Consider the following 22237-nt stretch of genomic DNA (forward strand, 5'->3'; position numbering starts at 1 on the left):
AAGAATCATCCTGAATTAACAGGATGACTCTTTTCATTTCCTGCAGAAGCTGCAGATTAATGAATTCCTTCTTTCTCAACAGGACCTTCAGGAATGATGGAAGCGACAACAAAAATTAAAACAGTTGTTCCAGCCGCCAGAATGGTGCCGGTTACAAAATCGTAAGGCGCTCCAAGCATTGAAGAAACTACGTACGTTAACATTTGAACAAGAAGGAAAGTCCAGAAGAATGTCCAAAAGAATCTCATCTATTTCACCTCTAACATAATTAATCCCTTTTCATATTAGCATAAGCCATTAAAGAAATAAATTTATTTTTTCTCTTTTCAGCCCTTTGTTGAACTTGTCTAAAACTAGGCAAATCTCCCTTTCATTTTAAGTTTACTTACATACATTATATTATGAACAAACTTGCAAAGGAGTTTTACTATGGAAAGCCGGAACTTCCAGCTGGATTCAGAATGGTGTATGATTCATTACCCAGATAAACCAAGTGGTTTCGGTATTCTGATTATTGGGGATGATCGGCACTTTGTTGACGGAAACTGCAGTTTTTGGACTCAAAATGAAGGGAAATATTCCTTAATTAAGAAACTCAGGCAAGATGGTTATACAATTTTTTATTCGAATTTATACGGAAGGCACTGGGGAAGCGATCGGGCTGTTGAGAAGGCTAAGTATTTGTATGAACATATTCTGCGTACAGAAATAATAAACGAAAAGATTCATATTATTGCTGAGGGCATGGGTGCATTGGTTGCCCTTAGATTATTGCATGAAATGAGCGATTTAATCCGTTCAGCCGTATTAATAAATCCTATCCTTTCACTAAAACACCATCTCGACCAGGAAAAAGAGCATAAGTTCTTTTATAAAAAACTATTAAAAGAACTGGCAGCTTCATATGAAATAGAAACGGATAACATAGCTGATCTGCTCAGCAAACATGAAAAAAACCTTACATCCGGCCTTAAAGTCCCAGTCAGAATCATTCAGGTTCTGGCCGGCGGAAGAGCTTACAAGCAATCGGATTATTTAAAGAAAAGATCCATACAATGGGAAAATGAAAATAGCCCTATCTCAGTGTTTTATATCCTCCCAGATAAAAAACAGCGAATAAGTTCCCAAATGACAAGCTTCTTTAGAAAATATGAAAAAGTCCTATAAAACTGCTGCAATTCCTCAAAGAAATAAAGACAATCCTTTGAGCATAGGATACATTAATATGCTTACAAGGAGGGGTGAAGGTGGACAGGGCAGTCATATTAGGGACATTTGAATTTATAGGATTCAGCCTTTGCAAGCATCTTCTGGAACAGGGCTGTGAGATAGATGGAATTCATTTCGGCAAAGAAAAAGATGACGCTTTAATTCACGAAAAACGACTGACAATCGGACGAAATGCCAATTTCAATGAAAAAAACTATTCTGCATGGATTAAATCTGGAGAAATACTAAAAAATGACATGATTTTTATAGATATATACGACTTGTATATTAGGAATGATCTTCCCGCTTTAAGGGAGAAGGAGCTTATTGAAGGGTTTCTTATGAAACATCTGGCTTTATTCCAGAGCCTTCAGGTGAAAATTGCTTTCCTTCTACCTATTCAGTGGCTTAAAGACATCAGCAGAACACACAGCCAGCTGGAAGATGCTATTGAAATACTTCAAGAAAACAATATTTCAGTTTCCTCTTTTTACATGCCTGTTATTTACGGTCCCTGGCAGCCAAAGGAATTTAGTTTCCATCAGTCTATTGCGAAAGAAAGAGTAATAATAAGTGAAAGAGAATGGATACATGATGCTATCTTTATTGATGATCTCATCAATTTCTTATCAAATTGTTCAGATAGGTCTTTAGATGAGTCCTTTCTATTAAAAAGCAGTATCACCGGGCACTGGCGAAAATGCGCTGACTATCTTTCCTTGGACTATAATGAAAATTGGAGCAGTCCTGATTTGGCAATAGGGAAAGTAGCTGAAAGAACGATTCAGTGTTCAGTGAAATTCTCCGATGGCCTCGAAAAGCAAAGAAGACATTTTATTTCATTAGAAAGCCCGTATGGCTTGTAAATTGGAAAAAAATCTTTCCATTTAAGATAAAGAAAAGGTAGAATTGAATTAGTCTGGTAAATTAAACCGGTAGAAGAAAGTGAAAGACAGAGAGGCGGAGAAAAAGAAGATGCATAAGACATTAAAGAAATTAGGGATCCTTCTTTTGTGCCTTCTTTTATTGGCCTCCTGCAGACAGCCGATGTCTGCAGGAAAACTTGAGAAAGCTGGATTATTAGTGCCCGATACTGTCAATGACCAAGTATGGGGGACCAAAGGCTATAAAGGGATGCTAAAGATTCAATCCCATTATGATGTTGAGGTTTATTATAAAGAAGGCATGAATTCAGAGATGGTTGTTGAAAGAGCTGTTAAAGAGTTTGATCAAAAAGGTGTGAACCTGATCTTTGGACATGGCAATGAATACGCTGCATACTTTAATAACATTTCAAAAAAATATCCTGATATTCACTTTGTCAGCTTTAATGGTGATGCCCAAAATGAAAACACCACCAGTTTGAACTTTGAAGCATACGCCATGGGCTTCTTCGGAGGCATGGTTGCAGGTCATATGACGAAAACGAATAATGTTGGAATACTGGCGGCTTTTGAATGGCAGCCGGAAGTAGAAGGTTTTTATGAAGGTGCAAACTATATTAATGATAATGTAAACGTGCAGATCCAATATGTCGGCAACTGGGACAATGATAATAAAGCCATCGCTCTTTTGGACAAACTTATTGCCAATAAGACAGATGTTGTCTATCCGGCCGGAGATGGGTATAATGTTCCTGTCATCGAAAAGCTGAAAGAAGAAGGGCTCTACGCTATCGGCTATATTTCCGACCAGTCTGATCTGGGAGAATCAGTCGTCCTGACCAGTACAATTCAGCATGTCGATGTTTTATATGAACTAGTGGCAGAAAAATATAACGAAGGCGAACTCGAATCAGGAAATCTATCCTTCGATTTCGAGGATGAAGTGATTTCACTTGGAGAATTCAGCCCTGACGTCGACGAAGAATTCAAAAAAGAACTAAACGCTGCCATCGAGAATTACAAAAAAACAGGCAAACTGCCTGACTAGTAATTACCATACATAGGAGGTACTGCAAAATGAACGAAAAAAACATGGAATTCATGCAAATCGCCATGAAATACCTGCCAGAAGCCAAACAGCAGCTCGACGAAGCAGGCATCGAACTATCAATGGAAATGATCCAGCCATTCATGAACCTATTCGCCAAAGTCATGAACGAAGCCTACGAAATGGGCAAAGCGGATGCTTTGAATGAGAGTGAATAATTTGGGAAACCAGCCTTTTGGGCTGGTTTTTGTTGTTTTGGGGGAAACTCTGCCTCTACTTCTTCCAAAACAACTCCAGCAAAGGACCCGCTTTTTTCAGCAACGGCTTTAAATGATGAGCTGAAGACATGAGCGTATCAATGTTGCCCATGAGTTCCTCTAAGTTTATGTTATTCAGAATATTGTTTTCATTTTCTTTACCGGCACTTTCTCTTTCATTAGTTTCTCTGCTTTTTCCCCCAAGGAGCCAGTCGTCAGCTTCATGAGCATTTCTGCTCCTGCCTCCGAAAAGCCAGTCGTCTTTCCCCTGATCTTCTTCAGCACTTCTGTCGAATTCAATTTTGCCATCAGCTGGTTGATGGATTCTGCCTCTTTCTCCAAACAAAAAATGGGTTAAGGGGTCCTCAGTATTTCCCTTGTCTTTTTCATCCTTATCAAGCATATGCCAATTACCTCCTTTCAGATGCCTATATATCAGCATATGAAGAAAAATTGACTGGGTATAGACATTTGTGGAGTAATAAGTAAGGTAAGGTAAAAAGTGTTGCGTAAGTGTATAAACATTTGATAAAATTAGTACCAAGTCATAATAATTGATATTAAAATTTAGATAGAGACTGGATAAGGTTAGTAAAATTGAAAAGGGAGTGGGACTCCATGAATGCTGGAATTATAGGAATCGGAAGATATCTTCCTGAAAAAGTGGTAACAAATGCTGATTTGGAGAAAATAGTTGATACTTCTGACGAATGGATCCGGACCAGGACTGGAATTGAAGAGAGAAGAATTGCGGATGACAGTATAGACACATCAGATATGGCCTTTCAGTCAGCACTAAAAGCATTGGATAATGCAGGCATTGAAGCAGAGGATTTAGACCTGATTTTAGTTGCAACGGTTACACCGGATAATCCCTTTCCATCTGTTGCCTGCATGCTTCAGGAGCGATTAAAAGCAAGTAAGGCGGCGGCAATGGATATTAGTGCTGCATGTGCAGGTTTCATGTATGGCATCATAACGGCACAACAATTCATTGAAACTGGAACATATAAAAATGTTTTAGTAGTAGGTGTAGAAAAGCTTTCAAAAATTACAGACTGGAATGACCGTAATACTGCCGTTTTATTTGGAGACGGAGCAGGTGCAGCTGTAATTGGGCCAGTCTCGGATGGACGGGGAATATTATCATTTGAATTAGGAGCAGATGGCACAGGCGCAAAACATCTATACCAGGATGAATATATCATCATGAACGGGCGTGAAGTGTTCAAATTTGCGGTTCGTCAAATGGGTGAAAGCTGCATCAACGTACTTGATAAAGCTGGATTATCCAAAGAAGACGTGGATTTTTTAATCCCTCATCAGGCGAATATCCGCATCATGGAAGCTTCCCGGCAAAGATTGGAACTTCCTGTTGAAAAGATGTCCAAAACAGTGGATAAATACGGAAATACTTCGGCTTCATCTATTCCGATTGCATTGGTGGAAGAGCTGGAAGCTGGTAAAATTAAGGATGATGATTTGCTTGTGATGGTCGGCTTCGGGGGAGGGCTAACCTGGGGAGCCATTGCGATGAGATGGGGAAGGTGAGTACCTCATTTTAAATAGGCTTTTTTCGCAAGGTTTGCTGCATTTAATATAGTATTTACTGAGTTGATTGGAGCGGAAATCAACGGACAACATTGATGGACCAAAATAACAGTATATACGCGAAAAGAGCTTTTAAATATGATGATAATATAAAAGGAGCTGCAATCTTATGAACAAAAGAAGGGTTGTTGTTACAGGCATTGGAGCTGTAACACCGCTTGGAAATAATACAGAAACGACATGGAATAATATTAAGTCAGGTATTTCAGGCGTAGGGCCGCTCACTAGATTAAATGCAGATGAGTACCCGGCTAAAGTAGCTGCTGAAGTAAAGGATTTTAATCCGGAAGATTTTTTTGATAAAAAAGATGCCAGAAAAATGGACCGCTTCACACATTACGCTGTTGCTTCATCCATGATGGCCGTAAAGGATGCAAACCTTCAGATTACAGATGAAAATGCACATCGCATCGGTGTTTGGATTGGTTCAGGCATTGGCGGTATGGAAACTTTTGAAAATCAATATGAAACATTTATGAAACGCGGGTACAGAAGGGTGAGCCCATTCTTCGTGCCAATGATGATTCCGGACATGGCAACTGGTCAAGTCTCGATTTATTTAGGGGCAAAAGGGTTTAACTCATGTACAGTAACTGCATGTGCCACTGGTACAAACTCAATCGGCGATGCCTTTAAGGTTATTCAGCGCGGCGACGCCGATGCAATGATTTCAGGTGGAGCAGAAGCGCCAATAACAAAGATGTCTGTAGCTGGATTTTGTGCCAATACCGCGCTTTCAACCAATCCAGATCCAAAAACAGCCAGCCGTCCATTTGATCAGAATCGTGACGGGTTTGTTATTGGAGAAGGTGCGGGAATTGTCGTGCTTGAAGAATTGGAGCATGCACTTGCCCGCGGCGCAAAAATTTATGCAGAAATAGTAGGCTATGGTGCTACCGGGGATGCCTATCATATCACTGCACCTGCTCCAGGCGGAGAAGGCGGGGCAAGAGCCATGAAAATGGCAATTGAAGACGGCGGCTTAAAGCCTGATGATATCGATTATATTAATGCTCATGGCACAAGCACCGATTATAATGATAAATTTGAAACATTGGCAATCAAAGAGGTGTTCGGAGAGCACGCCTATAAATTGGCAGTAAGCTCAACTAAATCAATGACAGGACATCTTCTGGGAGCTGCAGGCGGAATTGAAGCCATTTTCACAGTTCTGGCACTGAAGGAAGGAATCATGCCGCCTACCATTAATCTCGAAAGCCCGGATCCTGAATGTGATTTGGATTATGTTCCAAATAAGGCCAGGGAAAAAGAAATAACAGCTGCAATGAGCAATTCACTAGGCTTTGGCGGCCACAATGCAACCATTGTTTTTAAAAGATATGAATAAGAAATAAACAAAGCTGATTTAAGGGAAGTCAAACTTCCTTTGAATCAGCTTTTTTGATTAACAAAATCCGTATACCTACATATTATCGAGTATAAGGAGGTGCGGAAATGGGATAGTTAGAACGGATTTATGGCTCGACGAAGGCTTTAAGGAACCCCTTAAAATATGTGAAAAGCTTACCGGTCCCTTCAATGATGATAATCCCCGAAAAATATATGAGTATCTAACGGGCTTCGGCATGTATACACCTGACCGGTTCAGCAGGAATATTTTCAAGGAGTTAAAAGAAAAGAAAGTGTGGGATCTGGCAAAAAACATTCATTTAAAATATAGGAGGATGTGGGCGGGACCTGACATCAATGTTTACATTTTCCCGTCTGCTGGAGGCGGACTTTTTTCGCGGCATCCTGGGAAATCAGGAGTATCCTTTGCAAATATGCTCTTTCTGTTTCTTCCTTTTGAAATAGAAGAAGCTGAACTAGAGGCATTATTTGTGCATGAATATCACCATGTCTGCAGAATTAACTCGCAGAAAAAAAAGCTTGAAGAATTTACGCTGCTTGATTCCATTATTCTGGAAGGGCTTGCCGAACATTCAGTAGAAATACACTGTGGAAAGAAGTTCAGAGGATCCTGGTGCACCCGGTATTCGAAAGAGGAGATCAAGAAATTTTGGCATAAATTTATTAAACCGAATCTGAAATTAAAAAAGAATGATAGTCTCCATCAAAAGATATTATATGGTGAGAGACCCTATCCTCTATTGCTTGGTTATGCTGCCGGCTACGAAGTTGTAAAGGAATTCAAAGAGATAAAAAGTTTTTCTACAAAAATTTCTTTTATTGCGCCGTCCGAATATTTTGTAGATCAAACTTTATATAAACTGGATTCGCATTCGCTTTAAAGTCCTAAAATGTGGGCTTTTTTTTAATATAGAAAAATGAATTTTAACAAATTTTAAAAAAATCTTGCAATTGTAATAAGTTTGTAATAATATTTTAGACAAATAGAATGAATTGACAGAATAATTAAAAATGTAAGAGGTGTCCTATGAGCGCAAATACCCGTCAGCATAAAGACGCACCTTTACTAGAGGTGAAGAATCTAGAAACGGCTTTTTCCATAGATGGTACATACTATAACGCAGTTGATAATGTTTCTTTCAGAGTAAAACCCCGGCAAATAGTTGGAATAGTGGGAGAGTCCGGCTGCGGGAAATCTGTAATGAGCCTCTCTGTCATGAAGCTCCTGCCTAAAGGCATTGGCAAAATCCGAAACGGAGAGATTATCTTCGACGGTGTTCATTTGGAGAATATGACAGATTCAGAGATTAATAAGATCAGGGGAAAGGATATCGCGATGATATTCCAGGAACCTATGACCTCTTTAAATCCTGTTTTCTCTATCGGGTTCCAGCTGCAGGAAGTATTATTCAATCATATGAAAATTTCCAAAAAAGAAGCGCGACTTAAAAGTATCGCACTTCTGAAAAGTGTGGGAATTTCAAGACCTGAAAAAATTGTAGATGAATATCCGCATCAGCTTTCTGGAGGTATGAGGCAAAGGGTCATGATTGCCATTGCCATCGCCTGCCAGCCGAAGCTGCTGATCGCCGATGAGCCCACAACTGCCCTGGATGTTACTGTACAAGCCCAAATTCTAGAGCTTTTAAAAGAAATCCAGGAAGTCAATGATATGTCGGTCATTCTGATTACTCATGATCTTGGTGTAGTGGCTGAGATGTGCGATGAAGTAATTGTTATGTATGCAGGGAAAATAGCAGAGCGGACAGATGTAGATTCTTTATTTCACAATCCAAAGCATCCATACACTCAGCTCCTGATGGGAGCCATTCCGAAAATGGATGAAGAAGTGGAAAAGCTAAGCACAATAAAAGGAATTGTGCCTTCATTAAAAAATATGCCTAAAACAGGCTGCAAATTTGCGGCACGCTGCCCTAAGGCAATGCAAGAATGCCTGACAGTTACACCTCAATTGGCGGAAAATGAAGAAGGACATGAGGTTGCCTGCCTGCTTTACGAGACAAGCCAGCAGAAACAAGAGGTGAACGCATAATGAGTACAGAGCATAATAATACAGCCGTTCTAAAAAAGGACAAAAGCAGCAATGAAGTGCTATTAGAGGTTAAAAACCTAAAAACATATTACCCGATAAAAGGCGGAATCCTTAGAAGGACTGTGGCTGTCGTTAAGGCTGTCGATGATGTTTCCTTTGAAATTAAAAAAGGGGAGACATTAGGGCTGGTTGGAGAATCAGGCTGTGGAAAATCAACAGCAGGCAGAACAATACTCAGACTTCTGGAACCGACAGAGGGGCAAATCATCTTTGATGGACAGGATATCACTAATGTAAGAGGGACCAGCCTGAGGAAAATCCGCCAGGACTTCCAGATGGTCTTCCAGGACCCGTATGCTTCATTAAATCCTACGATGATGGTCGGACACCTTGTGTCGGAGCCAATCAGAAATTATAACAGCAAATCCGAAAAGGAACTGAAGCCGGAAGTAATGGATCTTCTTGCGAAAGTTGGGCTGCCTGAAGATGCTTACTATAAATATCCGCATGAGTTTTCCGGCGGGCAAAGACAGCGTATCGGAATTGCGAGGGCACTGGCTTTAAGGCCAAAGCTCATTATTGCGGATGAGCCTGTTTCCGCCCTGGATGTATCAGTCCAATCTCAAGTATTGAACCTGCTGAAAGAGCTTCAGGATGAATTTGATCTTACTTTCTTATTTATTGCCCACGATTTGAGTGTAGTTAAACATATGAGTGACCGGATAGGGGTTATGTATTTGGGAGGCCTTGTAGAAGTCGCTGAAAAGGACAGCCTCTATGCAGAGCCTTTGCATCCATATACTCAGGCTCTGATCTCTGCGATTCCAGAACCGGATCCGCGAAAGAAAAAAGAAAGAATCATTTTAGAGGGCGATGTTCCGAGCCCGATTGATCCTCCTAAAGGATGTACATTCCATCCGCGCTGCGCACATGCAATGCCGGAATGCCAGAGTGTAAAACCGCAATTAAAGGAGGTGAAGCCTGGGCATAGAGTCGCTTGTCACTTATATAAATAAGGCTTTGTCAAAAAATATTTTTCGGGGGGAAAACAATGAAGAAATCAGCATTTTGGCTGCTTTCGCTTCTGCTTGTCATGTCTGTATTCCTTGCAGCATGTTCCGGCGGCGGAGAGAAAGCGAACACAGAAAAGGAACCAAAAGATGATGGGAAAGCATCTGGAGAAGTAAAAGAAGGCGGAACAGTAACTTTCGGTTATACACAGCCATTCAAAGGAGTTTTATCTTTTGCTTATTACGAAGGTGAAGATGATGTAAATGCCCTTCAATTTATGCATGAAGGATTGCTAAAAGTAAATGATGAGCTTATTTCTGAACCGAACCTGGCAGATTATGAGTTATCTGAAGACAAGACTAAATTAACTTTTAAGCTTAAGCAAGGTGTGAAATGGCATGACGGCGAAGAGCTGACTGCTGAGGATATGGAATATGCTTGGTACTTAATTGCTGATCCAACGTATGAAGGCGCACGTTTTGCTAACGTAGCAATGATCAAAGGTGCTCAAGAATATAAAGATGGAAAAGCTGACAAAATTGAAGGTATCAAGGTAGTAGACGATTATACAATTGAGGTAACAGTAACTGAACCTTCTGTTAACTTATTGGAAAATATTTGGATCTACCCTGAGCCAAAGCACTATTACGGAGATATTTCTTCTAAAGAACTTCCGGACGCCGATCAAATCCGTAAAGCCCCAATCGGTGTAGGACCTTTTAAAGTGAAAAACATTGTACCTGGTGAAATGGTCGAATTTGAGCGTTTTGATGATTACTGGCAGGGACCAGCCAAATTGGATGGCGTTGTTTACAAAATCATTGATGGTTCTCTTGCGCAAGGTTTAGTGCAAAATGGAGAAATCGATGTTATTGAAGCTCCAAAAGATCAGTGGGAAGCTATTAAAGCCCTTGATAACGTAAATCCGGTAGAAGCAGATGCTATGTCATACAGCTATATTGCTTTTGACTGGGGTCACTATGACACTAAAAAAGGTGTAGTAGTATCTGATAACAAGAAGTTCCAGAACAAATCCCTTCGCCATGCAATGGCACATGCTATTGACCGTCAGGCATTTATCGATGGTTTTGCAAACGGCTTAGGAAAACCATTAAACACTCCTTTCCCTTCAGTATCATGGGCTAAGATTGATGATTCAGAAATCAATCCATATGAGTATGATCCTGAAAAAGCAAAGAAATTACTTGACGAAGCAGGTTATGTGGACAAAGACGGCGACGGCTTCCGTGAAGATCCAGAAGGAAAGCCATTCACAATTAACTTTGATGCAATGGCAGGCGCTGAAACTTCAGAGGCACGTGCTCAATTCATCCTGCAATCCTGGCAGGAAGTTGGCTTAAACGCAAAGCTTAACGGCGGTTCATTAAAAGATTTCAACCTTTTCTATGACACTATCGAAGCAGATGATCCATCTGTTGAGACGTTCATGGGTGCATGGGGACTTGCAAATGATCCAGATCCAGCCGGCATCTGGTTATCTACTGATAAGTGGAACATGTGGAGATGGTACAATGAAAAGTCTGATGAGCTAATTAAGAAGGGTGTTACATTCCCTGAAGATGCAAGTAAAGATGTTACTGAACACCGTCAGGAAGTCTATAATGAATGGCAAAAGCTAGTTAATGAAGAATTGCCTATCATTTTCTTCGAACAGCGTGTAGATCCATGGGCGATCAACAAGCGCGTTGGCGGAGTTAAAGTAACTCCATTTGGAACAGATGAGTTCCACAAGTGGCACATTGTAGAGTAACAGAATAATAGGAACCTGTATTCCTTGGGGGAGTGGCTCCTCCAAGGAATACAAGTTTAACCAGCGAATAAATTTTTGTTTGGTAAGGGGAATGGAAATGCTACAGTACACAATTCGACGACTTATAGGTATGATTCCCATAATTTTCCTTATCTCAGTAGTCGTTTTCACCCTGGCAAAGCTTATGCCTGGTGATGCACTATCTGGAAAAATTGACCCATTAAACTCAGATCCGGAATATATTGAAGAAATGCGTGAGCAGATGGGATTGAACGATCCTATTCCTGTGCAGTATGTCCGCTGGATGAGTGGTGTGGTACAAGGAGATTTTGGAGATTCATTTGTTCATAAGCGCCCGGTTATGGAATTAATTGGTGACCGTTTGCCGAACACAATTATTTTAGGAATATCAGCTCTATTAATCACTTATTTATTAGCCTTTTTAATGGGAAGATACTCTGGGCGATTTGCCTATAGCATTGGAGATTATTTAATATCAGCGTTTAACTATCTGGCACTTGCAATTCCAAGCTTTGTCGCAGCTTTAGTTGCCATTTATGTTTTTGCCATCAATCTTGGATGGGTCCCAGCCAGTGGAAGTATCGGCAGCGGGGTAGAAGCAGGGACACTGGAATATTACTTAAGTAAAGCAAAACATACAGTCTTGCCGGCTATAGTACTTGGAGCCATGGCTACAGCCGCTTATACACAGTTCTTGAGAAATGATATGATCGAAAGCTCTCGCAAAGATTATGTTCGTACAGCAAGAGCTAAAGGTACGAAAGAATCTGCGATTTATAATAAGCACATTCTAAGAAACTCCATCATACCTATTGTTACTTTACTTGGATTCGATATTGCCAACCTATTTGGAGGGGCAATTATCACAGAAACCATTTTCACATACCCCGGCATCGGTTATTTATTCGTAGAATCAGTTAATTCACGTGATTATTCAGTCATGATGGCTATTGCCATGATGCTGACTATTTTAACACTAATTGGAAATTTAGTTGCAGATTTACTATATGGATTAGTAGATCCGCGTATTCGTTTAAGTTAGGTAGGTGAGAGTATGGAACCATCAATTTCACAGCAAACTTCGCCTGGTTTAGCAGAGCCTGTTAAACCGCCGAAGAGTCAATCACCATGGGCTCTCGCCCGCCGCAAGTTTTTGCGCAATAAAGCAGCAATGATCAGTCTTGTTTTCCTGCTGCTGGTCTGTGTAATGTCCATATTAGCTGAGCCGCTAACTATGCCGGTTGAGGAGACAGCTAAGATTAATTTAACACAAATGAGCAAAGAACCATCTGCTGACCATTACTTCGGCACTGACAAGTCTGGCCGAGACGTTTTTGCCCGAACTCTTCACGGCGGCAAGACATCACTCTTGCTTGCATTCTCTATCACTCTGGCTGTTATTACCATTGGTACTCTAGTTGGTGCTACTGCCGGATACTTTGGCGGCTGGGTCGATAATGCCCTGATGAGATTTACAGACTTTATGATGAACTTTCCATTCCTTCTATTTGTTATCGTATTGAAATCCATTTTTATCGAATCAAGTACAGGAACGCTCATATTTGTAATAAGTGTACTAAGCTGGACAGGAACAGCACGTCTGGTCCGAAGCAAGGTCATGGCTGAGAAGGAAAATGAGTATATAATGAGTGCGGTATCCATTGGATGCTCTGCACCAAAAACCATTTTTAAACACTTGCTGCCGAACGTCATGTCAACTATTATTGTTCAGGCAACCATTACTCTTGCAGCGATGATTGTAGCTGAGACAGGCCTGAGCTTCCTCGGATTTGGTGTACCAATCAACATTCCAACCTGGGGGAACATGCTTCAGGAAGCAAGAAGTCCTGATGTTTTAACAAGTAAATGGTGGATTTGGATTCCGCCTGCTGCGATTCTGACGTTTACAATCCTATCAATCAACTTCATAGGGGAAGGCTTGAAAGATGCCTTCAATCCTAAATCCAATAGATAGCAAAAAAAACGCCTGTAATAAGGCGTTTTTTTGCTGTCTAATGGCCTATAGCTTGTACATATCTAAACAAATGCTTTCATATACATGTAAAAAAGATAGTGGGAGTGAGTTTATGGCAGCAATAAAACCTTTTATGACTCACAAATTTATTAAAGAACATGTTATTTAGGGCATTTTGGCTTTTAACGGGGTTTGGAGTCTCTGTTTCGGGAGGAGTCAGTGTCATAGGGTACTTGAATTTGCTTACAACTGGACAAACTTTCAAAGAATATTTGCATTTTATAACCTATCGCCCGGAATGCTATTTGCTTCCGATTGGAATAATTATAATTACATTGAGCATATATCTTCCCTATTCAAATGAGGATGATTAAAAGAGGATCTCATCAAATTAAAGCCTGCTGATTACAAAAATGGATTGTGAGTGCAATATAGGAATAAATTTACTGCCTGCTGCCCATACTGAGTGACAAATAGTTTGTTGAAGTGGGGGTTGAAAAATGTTGTATCTGCATGATGTTTGGGTGAATTGGTTTGAAGGAGAAGAAAATGGATACAATGTATGCCATTTTCATGAATGGAGAAAAGATGATGGCGTAGAACTGCTTGACCAGGTTCCGCTGCTGAAGATTGACCCGGTCCTTTTTAATTATATTGAGAATGATCTTTCTGAGCTGCCACAACAACTGCTAGATGACATTTATCAAAAAGCTTACTTAAGGAAAAATCATGAACGCATCCAATTGGAGTATTGCTTTGTTGTATCCGATGGGACAGGCATACTGGCTGTAGATACAATTGGCTACAATATTCCAATCAGAAAAAGCAGATTAATACCAAGGCAGGAGCAGCTGGCATATGAAATGCTGGAAAATCAGGAAACAGCAAATTACTCTTTTAATGATCAAACCGCATTGAAGGAATTCCATATTCTTTCTCCTTCTCCGGATTTGATGGCAGGCCTGACAAGAAAAGAAAGACAGCTTAAACAGCTTCTGTTTATGGCGCTGGATCAGCTTCATTCCTCCAAAAATGATGCTGAAATCCGTTATTGGTATACGGAGTGGAGCCCTGAACGCTATACGAAAATACAATCAATGAATTTTGAAGAGGCCTGGTATGAATTATTTGATGAAAGTAAATACGGCTGGTCAAGTAAACATGAAAATTTTTGTGAAAACTTAATAAAAGGACAGCCGTTTTTTGAGAAGTTGTGGGAAATGGAGCATGGTCCAAAAGTAAATTAAAAAAAAACAGCCCATGGCTGTTTTTTTTTATTTCCTCTTTCTGCCAAGTCCCATAGCGTTTTCCATTTTTTTAATCATTTTGTATGCGACTTTATTAGCTTTTTCAGCTCCTTGATCAAGTACAAGATCAAGTTCTTCTGATTCCATTAACGAATAATATTTATCCTGAATAGGTTTAAGTGTCCCAATAACAATATCAGACAGGCCTGCTTTAAAATCCCCGTACCCTTTGCCTTCGTATTCTCCTTCGATTTCTGCAACAGTTTTACCTGAAAGGATTGAGTAAATGGAAAGGAGATTGGATACTCCTGGTTTGTTTTCCTTATCATACTTAACAATGCCTTCAGAATCTGTAACAGCACTTTTTATTTTCTTTTCAATTTGTTTTGGGTCATCTAATAATGAAATAAATGACTTTTTATTGGGATCAGATTTGCTCATTTTCTTTAATGGATCCTGAAGTGACATTACCCTTGCGCCTTCTTTGGCGATTCTTACATCTGGAACAGTGAAAATGTCGTTGTACTTCTTATTGAATCTCTCAGCAAGATCGCGGGTTAATTCCAGGTGCTGTTTTTGATCCTCTCCAACAGGAACCAGGTCAGTATTGTATAGAAGGATATCTGCAGCCATCAAAGGGGGATAGGTCAGCAGTCCTGCAGATACTGCATCTTTACCTTCTGATTTGTCTTTGAATTGAGTCATGCGCTCGAGCTCACCGATGTAAGAAACACATTGCATCATCCAACCTGCCTGGGCATGGGCCGGGACTTCCGATTGAATGAATAGGATGGATTTCTGAGGGTCGATGCCAACAGCCAAATATAGGGCAGCAAGACTTCGGATGTTTTTTCTCAATTCCAGTCTGTCCTGGGGAACAGTTATTGCGTGCTGATCAACAATGCAAAAATAGCAGTTGTAGTCATGCTGCAGGTCAACAAATTGTTTCATGGCACCAATGTAATTGCCAAGGGTAATTGTCCCGCTGGGCTGGATGCCGGAAAATATAGTTTTCATGTTTTTCCTCCTTTAATCGGCTTAAAAAATCATGAATTGTCAGGCGTTGAAGAGAAGTTTTTGTCATGTAATCATAAAAAAGGCATAAAAAAGAACCATTCATCCCTATAAAATAGGGACGAATGGTCCGCGTTGCCACCCTAATTACTCAAAAAACTGAGTCACTCTGCCCTATGCAGAAAAACGCATAGGTCCCTGATAACGCAGGGAAGCGCCTGAAAAATTCAGAGGCTCAAAAGTCCATTCGATTTACCGGGCTGCCTGTTTTCACCTTCCACAGACTCTCTGCTAAACCCTGGGTAAATGTACTACTCTTTTTTCATTGCCGACAAGATAATTTAATTTTATTGTATTATATTATAAGGTAAACTATCCTGATACAAAAATCAAGCTCATAATAAGAAATTTAGGGTCTTTCTTATCCTGCAATTCAATGCTGTGTTTTACCAATATATAGGCGGAAATTCCTAGTGAAATAGCAAAATATCTTAAAAAGAAAAATTTTTTTATTATCTTCAAAATCTTAATTTATAAGACTTTTTGACGAAAAATGTCGTCCTTCAAGGAATTGCATGTACAAAAAGCCACTTGCAATAAGTTTTTAAACTATTTATAATAAACGTAACAAACATAATCTTTACGAATTTGTTACATTTAAAACAAAACTATATCACTCCAGATAGAGAGAATATGGTGCATATTTAGTAAGTTTATAGCTTACATATTATAGATTACTCTTTTTAATCTGAATTATCAGAATATAAGGATAATCTATCTTTAAGAGAATATAAACTTGCTTTTTTTGTTGCCTTTTAAATAGTCTGCAAATTTTTTAAATTGAATTAACAGACTATTTAAGTAATATATCTGGGGCGCACAGTTGTGTTTTTTACGAAAGGCAAATGGTAAAGAGATTGTTTGAGGAAATTAATAGGGGGTTAATACCGTGAACAAAAGATTATCGATCTTTTTTAGCATGCTGCTTGTGCTAAGCATGTTCCTTGCTGCGTGCAGCGGCGGCGGAGACAATGCTGACGGCGGCGAAAAAGGCGGAGATGACGGCGAAAAGTCTGATGTACCGCAGGAGCTAAGAGTAAACATCAACACTGAACCACCATCATTAAACCCAGGCTTAGCAGAAGATGCTACATCTGGTACAGTTCTTCGTCAGATTCTTGAAGGTTTGACTCGTATTGGAAAAGAAGGCAAGCCTGAAAATGCAATGGCAGAAGATGTACAGATTTCTGAAGACCAAAAGACTTACACTTTCAAAATCCGTGATGCAGAGTGGTCTAATGGAGACCCTGTAACTGCTAATGACTTTGTATATGCTTGGAAATGGGCGCTTGATCCAGCTAACAACTCAACATATGCATACCAGCTTTACTACATCGAAGGTGCTGAAGCAGCTAATACTGGCAAAGGATCACTTGATGCTGTAGGCGTTAAAGCAGTAGATGACAAAACTCTTGAAGTTAAGCTTGTTAACCCAACTCCATATTTCTTGGAATTGACAGCTTTCTATACTTACTTGCCGGTTAACAGCAAAGTTGCTGAAGCTAATCCAGAATGGGCAACTGATGCTGGTGAAAACTATACAACTAACGGACCTTTCCATTTAACAGAATGGTCTCACAGCGATAAGATCGTTCTTGAAAAGAGCGAAACTTATTGGGATGCTGAATCAGTTAAGCTGGACAGCATTGAAATGATTATGATTAATGATCCGAACACTGAATTATCAATGTTTGACAATGGCGAACTGGATTGGGCTGGAGCTCCTACTGGTGCACTTCCAACTGATGCTATGCAGGCTCTTAAAGATGATGGCCGTTTAGTAACAAACCCAATTGCAGGTATCTACAACTACAAATTCAATACAACTGTTGAACCTTTCAACAATGTTAATATTCGTAAGGCATTTGCACACGCTATAAACCGTCAGGAAATCATCGACAACATTCTTCAGGGTGAGCAGCTGCCAGCTATGGCGATTGTTCCTCCATCAATGTTCGAAGAAAATGAAAAAGGATATTTCCCTGACAATGATGTAGAAAAAGCAAAAGAATATTTACAAAAAGGTTTAGAAGAACTTGGATATAAAGATGCGTCTGAGCTTCCAGCTGTAACGCTTTCTTACAACACTTCCGAAGCTCACCAAAAGATTGCTCAGGCAATCCAGGATATGTGGAAGCAAAATCTTGGTGTTGAAGTAACTCTAGATAATGCTGAGTGGAATGTATTCCTTGATAAAGTAAATCAAATGGATTACCAAGTGGCACGTATGGGCTGGCTAGGTGACTTTAACGACGCAATGAACTTCCTTGAAATGTATCGTGACGCCGATGGCGGAAACAATAATACCGGATGGGAAAGCAAAGAGTTCCAGGATCTGCTTGCTAAGTCTTCAACTGAAACAGACCCTGAAGCTCGTCAGCAGCTATTAAAAGATGCTGAAGCAATCTTCATGGAAGATATGCCGGTAGCACCAATTTACTTCTACACTAATAACTGGGTACAGGCTGATAACTTAAAAGATGTTGTTGTATCTGGTCTTGGTGATGTTCAGTACAAGTGGGCATACTTTGAATAAAAAATATTGATTAAGACGAAAGGTATATGGGATTAATTGTCCCATATACCTTCGTTTCTGATTAAGGCATAGTAATAAATTGGAGGTGTTTTACAATGGCGAAATATATTGGAAAACGCTTGCTGTACATGATTCTGTCCTTATGGATGATCGTTACGGCAACTTTTTTCTTCATGCGCATTGCACCCGGAAACCCTTTTGCATCTGAGAAAAAACTTCCTCCCGAAATTGAGGCTAACCTGAATGCGCACTTTGGCCTGGACAAGCCTTGGTATGCACAATATTGGGAGTATCTTGTTCGTATCGTGAATTGGGATTTCGGCCCGTCATTTAAATACAAAAGTCAAACTGTTAACGACTTGATTAATGAAGGTTTCCCTGTTTCATTTCTTCTTGGAATGGAAGCCATTTTTATCGCCGTTGCAGTAGGAGTTCTTTTAGGAATTATTGCGGCATTAAAGCACAATAGATGGCCGGATTACACAGCAATGATTGTAGCTGTATTAGGTATCTCTGTACCTTCATTTATCATGGCATCATTCCTGCAATATTTCCTGGCAATAAAAATGGGTATTTTCCCTGTAGCACGGTGGGAATCTTTTATGCACAGCGTCCTGCCAGCCGTGGCATTGGCATCAACACCAATGGCCTTCATTGCGAGGCTTACTCGTTCGAGCATGCTTGAAGTTCTGGCGAATGATTATATTAAGACTGCTAAATCAAAAGGTTTAAGCAGGGGAGTAATTACAGTAAAACACACGATTCGTAATGCCCTTTTACCAGTAGTAACTTATATGGGGCCACTGACAGCCGGTATTTTAACAGGAAGTTTCGTTATTGAAAGAATCTTCGGTATTCCTGGACTTGGTGCGCACTTTGTAACTAGTATCAACAACCGTGACTATACGGTCATAATGGGTGTAACCGTTTTCTACAGTATTCTGTTGCTTGTATCTATTCTCCTTGTTGACATTGCATACGGAATCATCGACCCACGCATCAAACTTGCAGGCGGGAAGAAAGGAGAGTAATTATGCAGATTTCGAAAGATAAGTTTAAGTTAGTCGGAACACAGCTTGGTGAAGCTGAGAAAATTTCAAAACCAAGTCTTTCTTTCTGGAAGGATGTATTTATTAGATTTCGAAAAAACAAGCTTGCCCTGTTTGGATTAGTGTTATTAGGTCTGCTGATCTTCATGGCAATCTTTGGACCATATATGACTCCATATGATTATGCATCAAATGATCTAAGCAACAAAAATCAGGCTCCTTCTTCTGAACATTGGTTCGGAACGGATGATCTTGGTCGAGACATGTTTGCCCGTACTTGGGAAGGTGCGCGAATTTCCATCTTCATCGGAGTTGCAGCGGCTGTAATTGATTTGATTATTGGTGTGCTTTGGGGCGGTATAGCAGGTTATAAAGGCGGACGCACAGACGAAGGAATGATGCGCTTTGCCGATATTTTATATGGTGTACCATATCTTTTATTAGTAATCTTGTTAATGGTTGTACTTGGACAGGGATTGTCGACTATGATTATAGCCATGTCCATAACTGGATGGATCAATATGTCACGTATTGTCCGTGGTCAGGTGTTATCCCTTAAAAATCAGGAATATGTCCTGGCTGCCAAAACGCTTGGTGCGAATACAAGCCGGATTATGGCCAAACACTTAATTCCAAATTCAATGGGACCTATTCTAGTCACAATGACGCTGACTGTCCCTTCTGCAATTTTTACAGAAGCATTCCTAAGCTTCATTGGTCTTGGATTAACACCGCCGATTGCGAGCTGGGGAACAATGGCCAATGATGGACTTGCGGCTATGCGTTACTACCCATGGCGCTTATTCTTCCCTGCTGTGTTTATCTGCTTAACGATCTTTGCATTTAACGTGGTTGGCGACGGCTTGCGTGATGCTCTGGATCCAAGAATGCGTAAATAAGGAGTGAGAACATGGAAAAATTACTTGAAGTAAAAAATTTAGAAGTCTCATTCCAAACATATGGAGGTACAGTAAAAGCAGTCCGTGGAGTCAGCTTTGACCTTCATAAGGGAGAGACGCTTGCGATTGTTGGTGAATCAGGATCAGGCAAAAGTGTTACTTCCCAGTCTATTATGAAGTTAATACCTATGCCGCCAGGCCGAATTTCAGGCGGGCAAATCCTGCTAAGCGGTGAAGACATCGTACCCAAAACAGAAAAGCAAATGGAAAAGATCCGCGGTAAAGAAATCAGTATGATCTTTCAGGACCCAATGACATCATTAAATCCGACGATGCGAGTTGGAACACAGATAATGGAAGTGCTGATTAAACATCAGAATATGTCTAAAACTGATGCCAAAAACAGAGCAATTGAATTGCTGAGACTTGTTGGTATTCCGATGCCTGAGAAAAGGGTTAATCAATATCCTCATGAATTCTCCGGCGGTATGAGACAGCGTGCGATGATTGCGATAGCCCTTGCTGCGAATCCAAAGCTGCTTATCGCTGATGAGCCAACAACTGCACTTGACGTTACTATTCAGGCACAAATCCTGGAGCTTATGAAAGATCTGCAAAATAAAATGGATACATCCATTATCTTTATTACACATGACCTCGGTGTAGTGGCAAATGTTGCGGACCGGGTAGCTGTAATGTATGCTGGCCAGATTGTTGAAATGGGCACTGTAGATGAAATATTCTATGACCCGCGTCATCCTTATACTTGGGGATTGCTTGCATCCATGCCAAGCTTAGAAAATGATGAGAAGGCTGAATTAGCTGCTATTCCAGGGACACCTCCGGATCTGACGGATCCTCCAAAAGGAGACGCCTTTGCAGCCAGAAATCAATATGCACTTGCAATTGATTTTGAAGAGGAGCCGCCAATGTTCCAAATCTCAGAAACGCATTTTGCAAAAACATGGCTTCTTCACCCGGATGCTCCAAAGGTTGAGCCGCCGGAAGCAGTAAAAAAACGTATGCGCCAGTTATCCTCCACTTTTGAAAAACCTGTAGTAGTTAAGGAGGGAAAATAATAATGGCAGAAAAATTACTCGAAATTAAAAACTTAAAACAGCATTTTAATGTAGGCCGTCCAAATATGGTAAAAGCAGTTGATGGGATTACTTTTGATATTTATAAGGGCGAGACCCTTGGACTTGTTGGTGAGTCTGGCTGCGGCAAATCAACTACGGGACGGACTATTATCAGATTATACGATGCAACAGATGGTCAGGTTCTTTTTGAAGGTGAAGATGTTCACGGCAAAAAATCTGCAAAAGAACTGAAAAAGTTTAACCGGAAAATGCAAATGATCTTCCAGGATCCTTATGCTTCCTTAAACCCGCGTATGACGGTTGCCGATATTATTGCTGAAGGAATCGATATTCACGGCTTGGCAAAAAGCAAAAAGGAACGTATGGAGAGGGTTTACGAACTTTTGGACACTGTCGGCTTGAACAAAGAACATGCTAACCGTTACCCTCATGAATTCTCTGGCGGACAGAGACAGCGTATCGGGATTGCCCGCGCGCTTGCTGTTGACCCTGATTTCATTATTGCTGATGAGCCAATTTCAGCATTGGACGTTTCCATTCAGGCTCAGGTAGTAAACCTTATGAAAAAACTGCAGCGTGAAAAAGGATTGACATACCTGTTTATCGCACATGATTTATCTATGGTTAAATACATCAGTGACCGCATCGGTGTTATGTACTTCGGTAATCTGGTTGAACTTGCACCAGCTGAAGATTTATATAATAACCCTATGCATCCTTATACTCAATCACTGCTGTCAGCTATTCCGCTTCCAGATCCAGAAACGGAACGTTCCCGCAGAAGAAAATCTTATGATCCAGCAGTTCACAATTACAGTGACAATGAAAAGCTGGAAATGCGCGAAATAACACCTGGTCATTTTGTTTATTGCTCTGAAAAAGAGTATAACGAATTAAAAGCTAAATACGCCAAATAACAAAAAACGATCTCGACTGAGATCGTTTTTTTTCATCCTGGAAAAGTAAATGTTCGCTATAAAGGAATTACCAAGATGTAAATTACCCAGTCAAATATGTAGAGAGTGGAAATTCTCTTTAACACTTTTAATCGCTAATGTATACTTTTCTATATAATACATCATTTTCCGGAATATTACTATGAGAATTTTCAATTATTAATA

The 22237-nt window shown here is 40.2% G+C and carries 21 protein-coding genes and 1 other annotated feature; of the genes, 18 read left to right on the forward strand and 3 right to left on the reverse strand.

Annotated elements, in window-relative coordinates; all coding sequences use genetic code 11:
- Positions 1 to 56: 56 nt before the first annotated feature.
- Complete coding sequence (locus PBF_RS03560) at positions 57 to 248, reverse strand: DUF2929 family protein (protein ID WP_035327181.1); 192 nt, start codon at positions 246 to 248, stop codon at positions 57 to 59.
- Positions 249 to 429: 181 nt separating this feature from the next.
- Between PBF_RS03560 and PBF_RS03565 the strand changes: the two genes are divergently transcribed.
- The 4 genes from PBF_RS03565 to PBF_RS03580 all read left to right on the forward strand — a co-directional run bounded on the left by PBF_RS03565 (position 430) and on the right by PBF_RS03580 (position 3359).
- Positions 430 to 1167: a serine aminopeptidase domain-containing protein gene (locus tag PBF_RS03565; protein ID WP_035327184.1), complete on the forward strand. Its 738-nt coding sequence runs from the start codon at positions 430 to 432 to the stop codon at positions 1165 to 1167.
- A gap of 80 nt (positions 1168 to 1247) precedes the next feature.
- The gene (locus tag PBF_RS03570; protein WP_035327187.1) at positions 1248 to 2075 is read left to right on the forward strand and encodes a hypothetical protein; all 828 of its coding nucleotides are present in this window, start codon (positions 1248 to 1250) and stop codon (positions 2073 to 2075) included.
- 109 nt (positions 2076 to 2184) lie between these two features.
- Positions 2185 to 3141 carry a BMP family ABC transporter substrate-binding protein gene (locus PBF_RS03575; protein ID WP_035327191.1) on the forward strand — a complete coding sequence of 319 codons (957 nt, stop codon included), beginning with the start codon at positions 2185 to 2187 and terminating at the stop codon, positions 3139 to 3141.
- Positions 3142 to 3170: 29 nt separating this feature from the next.
- Positions 3171 to 3359 (forward strand): ComZ family protein, encoded by a 189-nt coding sequence (locus PBF_RS03580; protein ID WP_035327195.1) that lies wholly within the window; start codon positions 3171 to 3173, stop codon positions 3357 to 3359.
- A gap of 55 nt (positions 3360 to 3414) precedes the next feature.
- On the opposite strand, the gene PBF_RS03585 is transcribed toward PBF_RS03580, so the two are convergent.
- Entirely contained in the window at positions 3415 to 3801 is a 387-nt protein-coding gene (locus PBF_RS03585) for a hypothetical protein (RefSeq protein WP_035327200.1), read from the reverse strand.
- Positions 3802 to 4016: 215 nt separating this feature from the next.
- Here PBF_RS03585 and PBF_RS03590 point away from each other — a divergent pair, with 215 nt between their 5' ends.
- The 9 genes from PBF_RS03590 to PBF_RS03630 all read left to right on the forward strand — a co-directional run bounded on the left by PBF_RS03590 (position 4017) and on the right by PBF_RS03630 (position 14458).
- Positions 4017 to 4949 carry a beta-ketoacyl-ACP synthase III gene (locus tag PBF_RS03590; RefSeq protein WP_035327205.1) on the forward strand — a complete coding sequence of 311 codons (933 nt, stop codon included), beginning with the start codon at positions 4017 to 4019 and terminating at the stop codon, positions 4947 to 4949.
- 169 nt (positions 4950 to 5118) lie between these two features.
- The gene (gene fabF / locus PBF_RS03595; RefSeq protein ID WP_035327210.1) at positions 5119 to 6357 is read left to right on the forward strand and encodes a beta-ketoacyl-ACP synthase II; all 1239 of its coding nucleotides are present in this window, start codon (positions 5119 to 5121) and stop codon (positions 6355 to 6357) included.
- A 238-nt stretch (positions 6358 to 6595) separates the two neighbouring features.
- Entirely contained in the window at positions 6596 to 7261 is a 666-nt protein-coding gene (locus PBF_RS03600; protein WP_051488794.1) for a DUF2268 domain-containing putative Zn-dependent protease, read from the forward strand.
- A gap of 146 nt (positions 7262 to 7407) precedes the next feature.
- Positions 7408 to 8433 (forward strand): ABC transporter ATP-binding protein, encoded by a 1026-nt coding sequence (locus PBF_RS03605; RefSeq protein WP_035327212.1) that lies wholly within the window; start codon positions 7408 to 7410, stop codon positions 8431 to 8433.
- Positions 8433 to 9449: an ABC transporter ATP-binding protein gene (locus PBF_RS03610; RefSeq protein ID WP_048010965.1), complete on the forward strand. Its 1017-nt coding sequence runs from the start codon at positions 8433 to 8435 to the stop codon at positions 9447 to 9449. The genes PBF_RS03605 and PBF_RS03610 overlap by 1 nt, the downstream gene beginning before the upstream one ends.
- A 35-nt stretch (positions 9450 to 9484) precedes the next feature.
- Entirely contained in the window at positions 9485 to 11215 is a 1731-nt protein-coding gene (gene opp4A, locus PBF_RS03615; RefSeq protein ID WP_035327216.1) for an oligopeptide ABC transporter substrate-binding protein, read from the forward strand.
- A gap of 97 nt (positions 11216 to 11312) precedes the next feature.
- Positions 11313 to 12278, forward strand: a complete 966-nt coding sequence (gene opp4B / locus PBF_RS03620) for an oligopeptide ABC transporter permease (protein WP_035327217.1) — start codon at positions 11313 to 11315, stop codon at positions 12276 to 12278.
- A gap of 12 nt (positions 12279 to 12290) precedes the next feature.
- Complete coding sequence (gene opp4C / locus PBF_RS03625) at positions 12291 to 13211, forward strand: oligopeptide ABC transporter permease (RefSeq protein WP_035327219.1); 921 nt, start codon at positions 12291 to 12293, stop codon at positions 13209 to 13211.
- Between the two features lie 500 nt (positions 13212 to 13711).
- Positions 13712 to 14458 carry a YjbA family protein gene (locus tag PBF_RS03630; RefSeq protein ID WP_035327221.1) on the forward strand — a complete coding sequence of 249 codons (747 nt, stop codon included), beginning with the start codon at positions 13712 to 13714 and terminating at the stop codon, positions 14456 to 14458.
- 27 nt (positions 14459 to 14485) lie between these two features.
- On the opposite strand, the gene trpS is transcribed toward PBF_RS03630, so the two are convergent.
- A complete protein-coding gene (gene trpS, locus PBF_RS03635; RefSeq protein WP_035327223.1) occupies positions 14486 to 15475 on the reverse strand; it encodes a tryptophan--tRNA ligase in 990 nt (329 codons plus the stop codon).
- Positions 15476 to 15586: 111 nt separating this feature from the next.
- Positions 15587 to 15807, reverse strand: a binding site (T-box leader).
- Positions 15808 to 16421: 614 nt separating this feature from the next.
- On the opposite strand from trpS, the gene PBF_RS03640 reads away from it, so the two are divergent.
- From PBF_RS03640 to PBF_RS03660, 5 genes are all read left to right on the forward strand, one after another.
- Positions 16422 to 18068, forward strand: coding sequence for a peptide ABC transporter substrate-binding protein (locus tag PBF_RS03640; RefSeq protein ID WP_035327225.1), 1647 nt, complete (start codon positions 16422 to 16424; stop codon positions 18066 to 18068).
- A 95-nt stretch (positions 18069 to 18163) separates the two neighbouring features.
- Complete coding sequence (locus PBF_RS03645; protein WP_035327227.1) at positions 18164 to 19099, forward strand: ABC transporter permease; 936 nt, start codon at positions 18164 to 18166, stop codon at positions 19097 to 19099.
- Positions 19099 to 20016 (forward strand): ABC transporter permease, encoded by a 918-nt coding sequence (locus tag PBF_RS03650; RefSeq protein WP_035327230.1) that lies wholly within the window; start codon positions 19099 to 19101, stop codon positions 20014 to 20016. Before PBF_RS03645 ends, PBF_RS03650 begins: the two co-directional genes overlap by 1 nt.
- A gap of 11 nt (positions 20017 to 20027) precedes the next feature.
- Complete coding sequence (locus PBF_RS03655; RefSeq protein WP_035327232.1) at positions 20028 to 21095, forward strand: ABC transporter ATP-binding protein; 1068 nt, start codon at positions 20028 to 20030, stop codon at positions 21093 to 21095.
- Positions 21096 to 21097: 2 nt separating this feature from the next.
- A complete protein-coding gene (locus PBF_RS03660; protein WP_035327241.1) occupies positions 21098 to 22033 on the forward strand; it encodes an ABC transporter ATP-binding protein in 936 nt (311 codons plus the stop codon).
- The last annotated feature ends 204 nt before the right edge of the window (positions 22034 to 22237 follow it).

It is taken from the genome of Cytobacillus firmus DS1, assembly GCF_000565285.1.
In the GTDB taxonomy this organism is placed as follows: domain Bacteria; phylum Bacillota; class Bacilli; order Bacillales; family Cytobacillaceae; genus Cytobacillus; species Cytobacillus firmus_A.

Coding starts and splice junctions, on each gene's coding strand:
- PBF_RS03560 (WP_035327181.1), bottom strand. CDS start 248: ATGAGATTCTTTTGGACATTCTTCTGGACTTTCCTTCTTGTTCAAATG.
- PBF_RS03565 (WP_035327184.1), top strand. CDS start 430: ATGGAAAGCCGGAACTTCCAGCTGGATTCAGAATGGTGTATGATTCAT.
- PBF_RS03575 (WP_035327191.1), top strand. CDS start 2,185: ATGCATAAGACATTAAAGAAATTAGGGATCCTTCTTTTGTGCCTTCTT.
- PBF_RS03580 (WP_035327195.1), top strand. CDS start 3,171: ATGAACGAAAAAAACATGGAATTCATGCAAATCGCCATGAAATACCTG.
- PBF_RS03585 (WP_035327200.1), bottom strand. CDS start 3,801: ATGCTTGATAAGGATGAAAAAGACAAGGGAAATACTGAGGACCCCTTA.
- PBF_RS03590 (WP_035327205.1), top strand. CDS start 4,017: ATGAATGCTGGAATTATAGGAATCGGAAGATATCTTCCTGAAAAAGTG.
- fabF (WP_035327210.1), top strand. CDS start 5,119: ATGAACAAAAGAAGGGTTGTTGTTACAGGCATTGGAGCTGTAACACCG.
- PBF_RS03600 (WP_051488794.1), top strand. CDS start 6,596: ATGTATACACCTGACCGGTTCAGCAGGAATATTTTCAAGGAGTTAAAA.
- PBF_RS03605 (WP_035327212.1), top strand. CDS start 7,408: ATGAGCGCAAATACCCGTCAGCATAAAGACGCACCTTTACTAGAGGTG.
- PBF_RS03610 (WP_048010965.1), top strand. CDS start 8,433: ATGAGTACAGAGCATAATAATACAGCCGTTCTAAAAAAGGACAAAAGC.
- opp4A (WP_035327216.1), top strand. CDS start 9,485: ATGAAGAAATCAGCATTTTGGCTGCTTTCGCTTCTGCTTGTCATGTCT.
- opp4B (WP_035327217.1), top strand. CDS start 11,313: ATGCTACAGTACACAATTCGACGACTTATAGGTATGATTCCCATAATT.
- opp4C (WP_035327219.1), top strand. CDS start 12,291: ATGGAACCATCAATTTCACAGCAAACTTCGCCTGGTTTAGCAGAGCCT.
- PBF_RS03630 (WP_035327221.1), top strand. CDS start 13,712: ATGTTGTATCTGCATGATGTTTGGGTGAATTGGTTTGAAGGAGAAGAA.
- trpS (WP_035327223.1), bottom strand. CDS start 15,475: ATGAAAACTATATTTTCCGGCATCCAGCCCAGCGGGACAATTACCCTT.
- PBF_RS03645 (WP_035327227.1), top strand. CDS start 18,164: ATGGCGAAATATATTGGAAAACGCTTGCTGTACATGATTCTGTCCTTA.
- PBF_RS03655 (WP_035327232.1), top strand. CDS start 20,028: ATGGAAAAATTACTTGAAGTAAAAAATTTAGAAGTCTCATTCCAAACA.
- PBF_RS03660 (WP_035327241.1), top strand. CDS start 21,098: ATGGCAGAAAAATTACTCGAAATTAAAAACTTAAAACAGCATTTTAAT.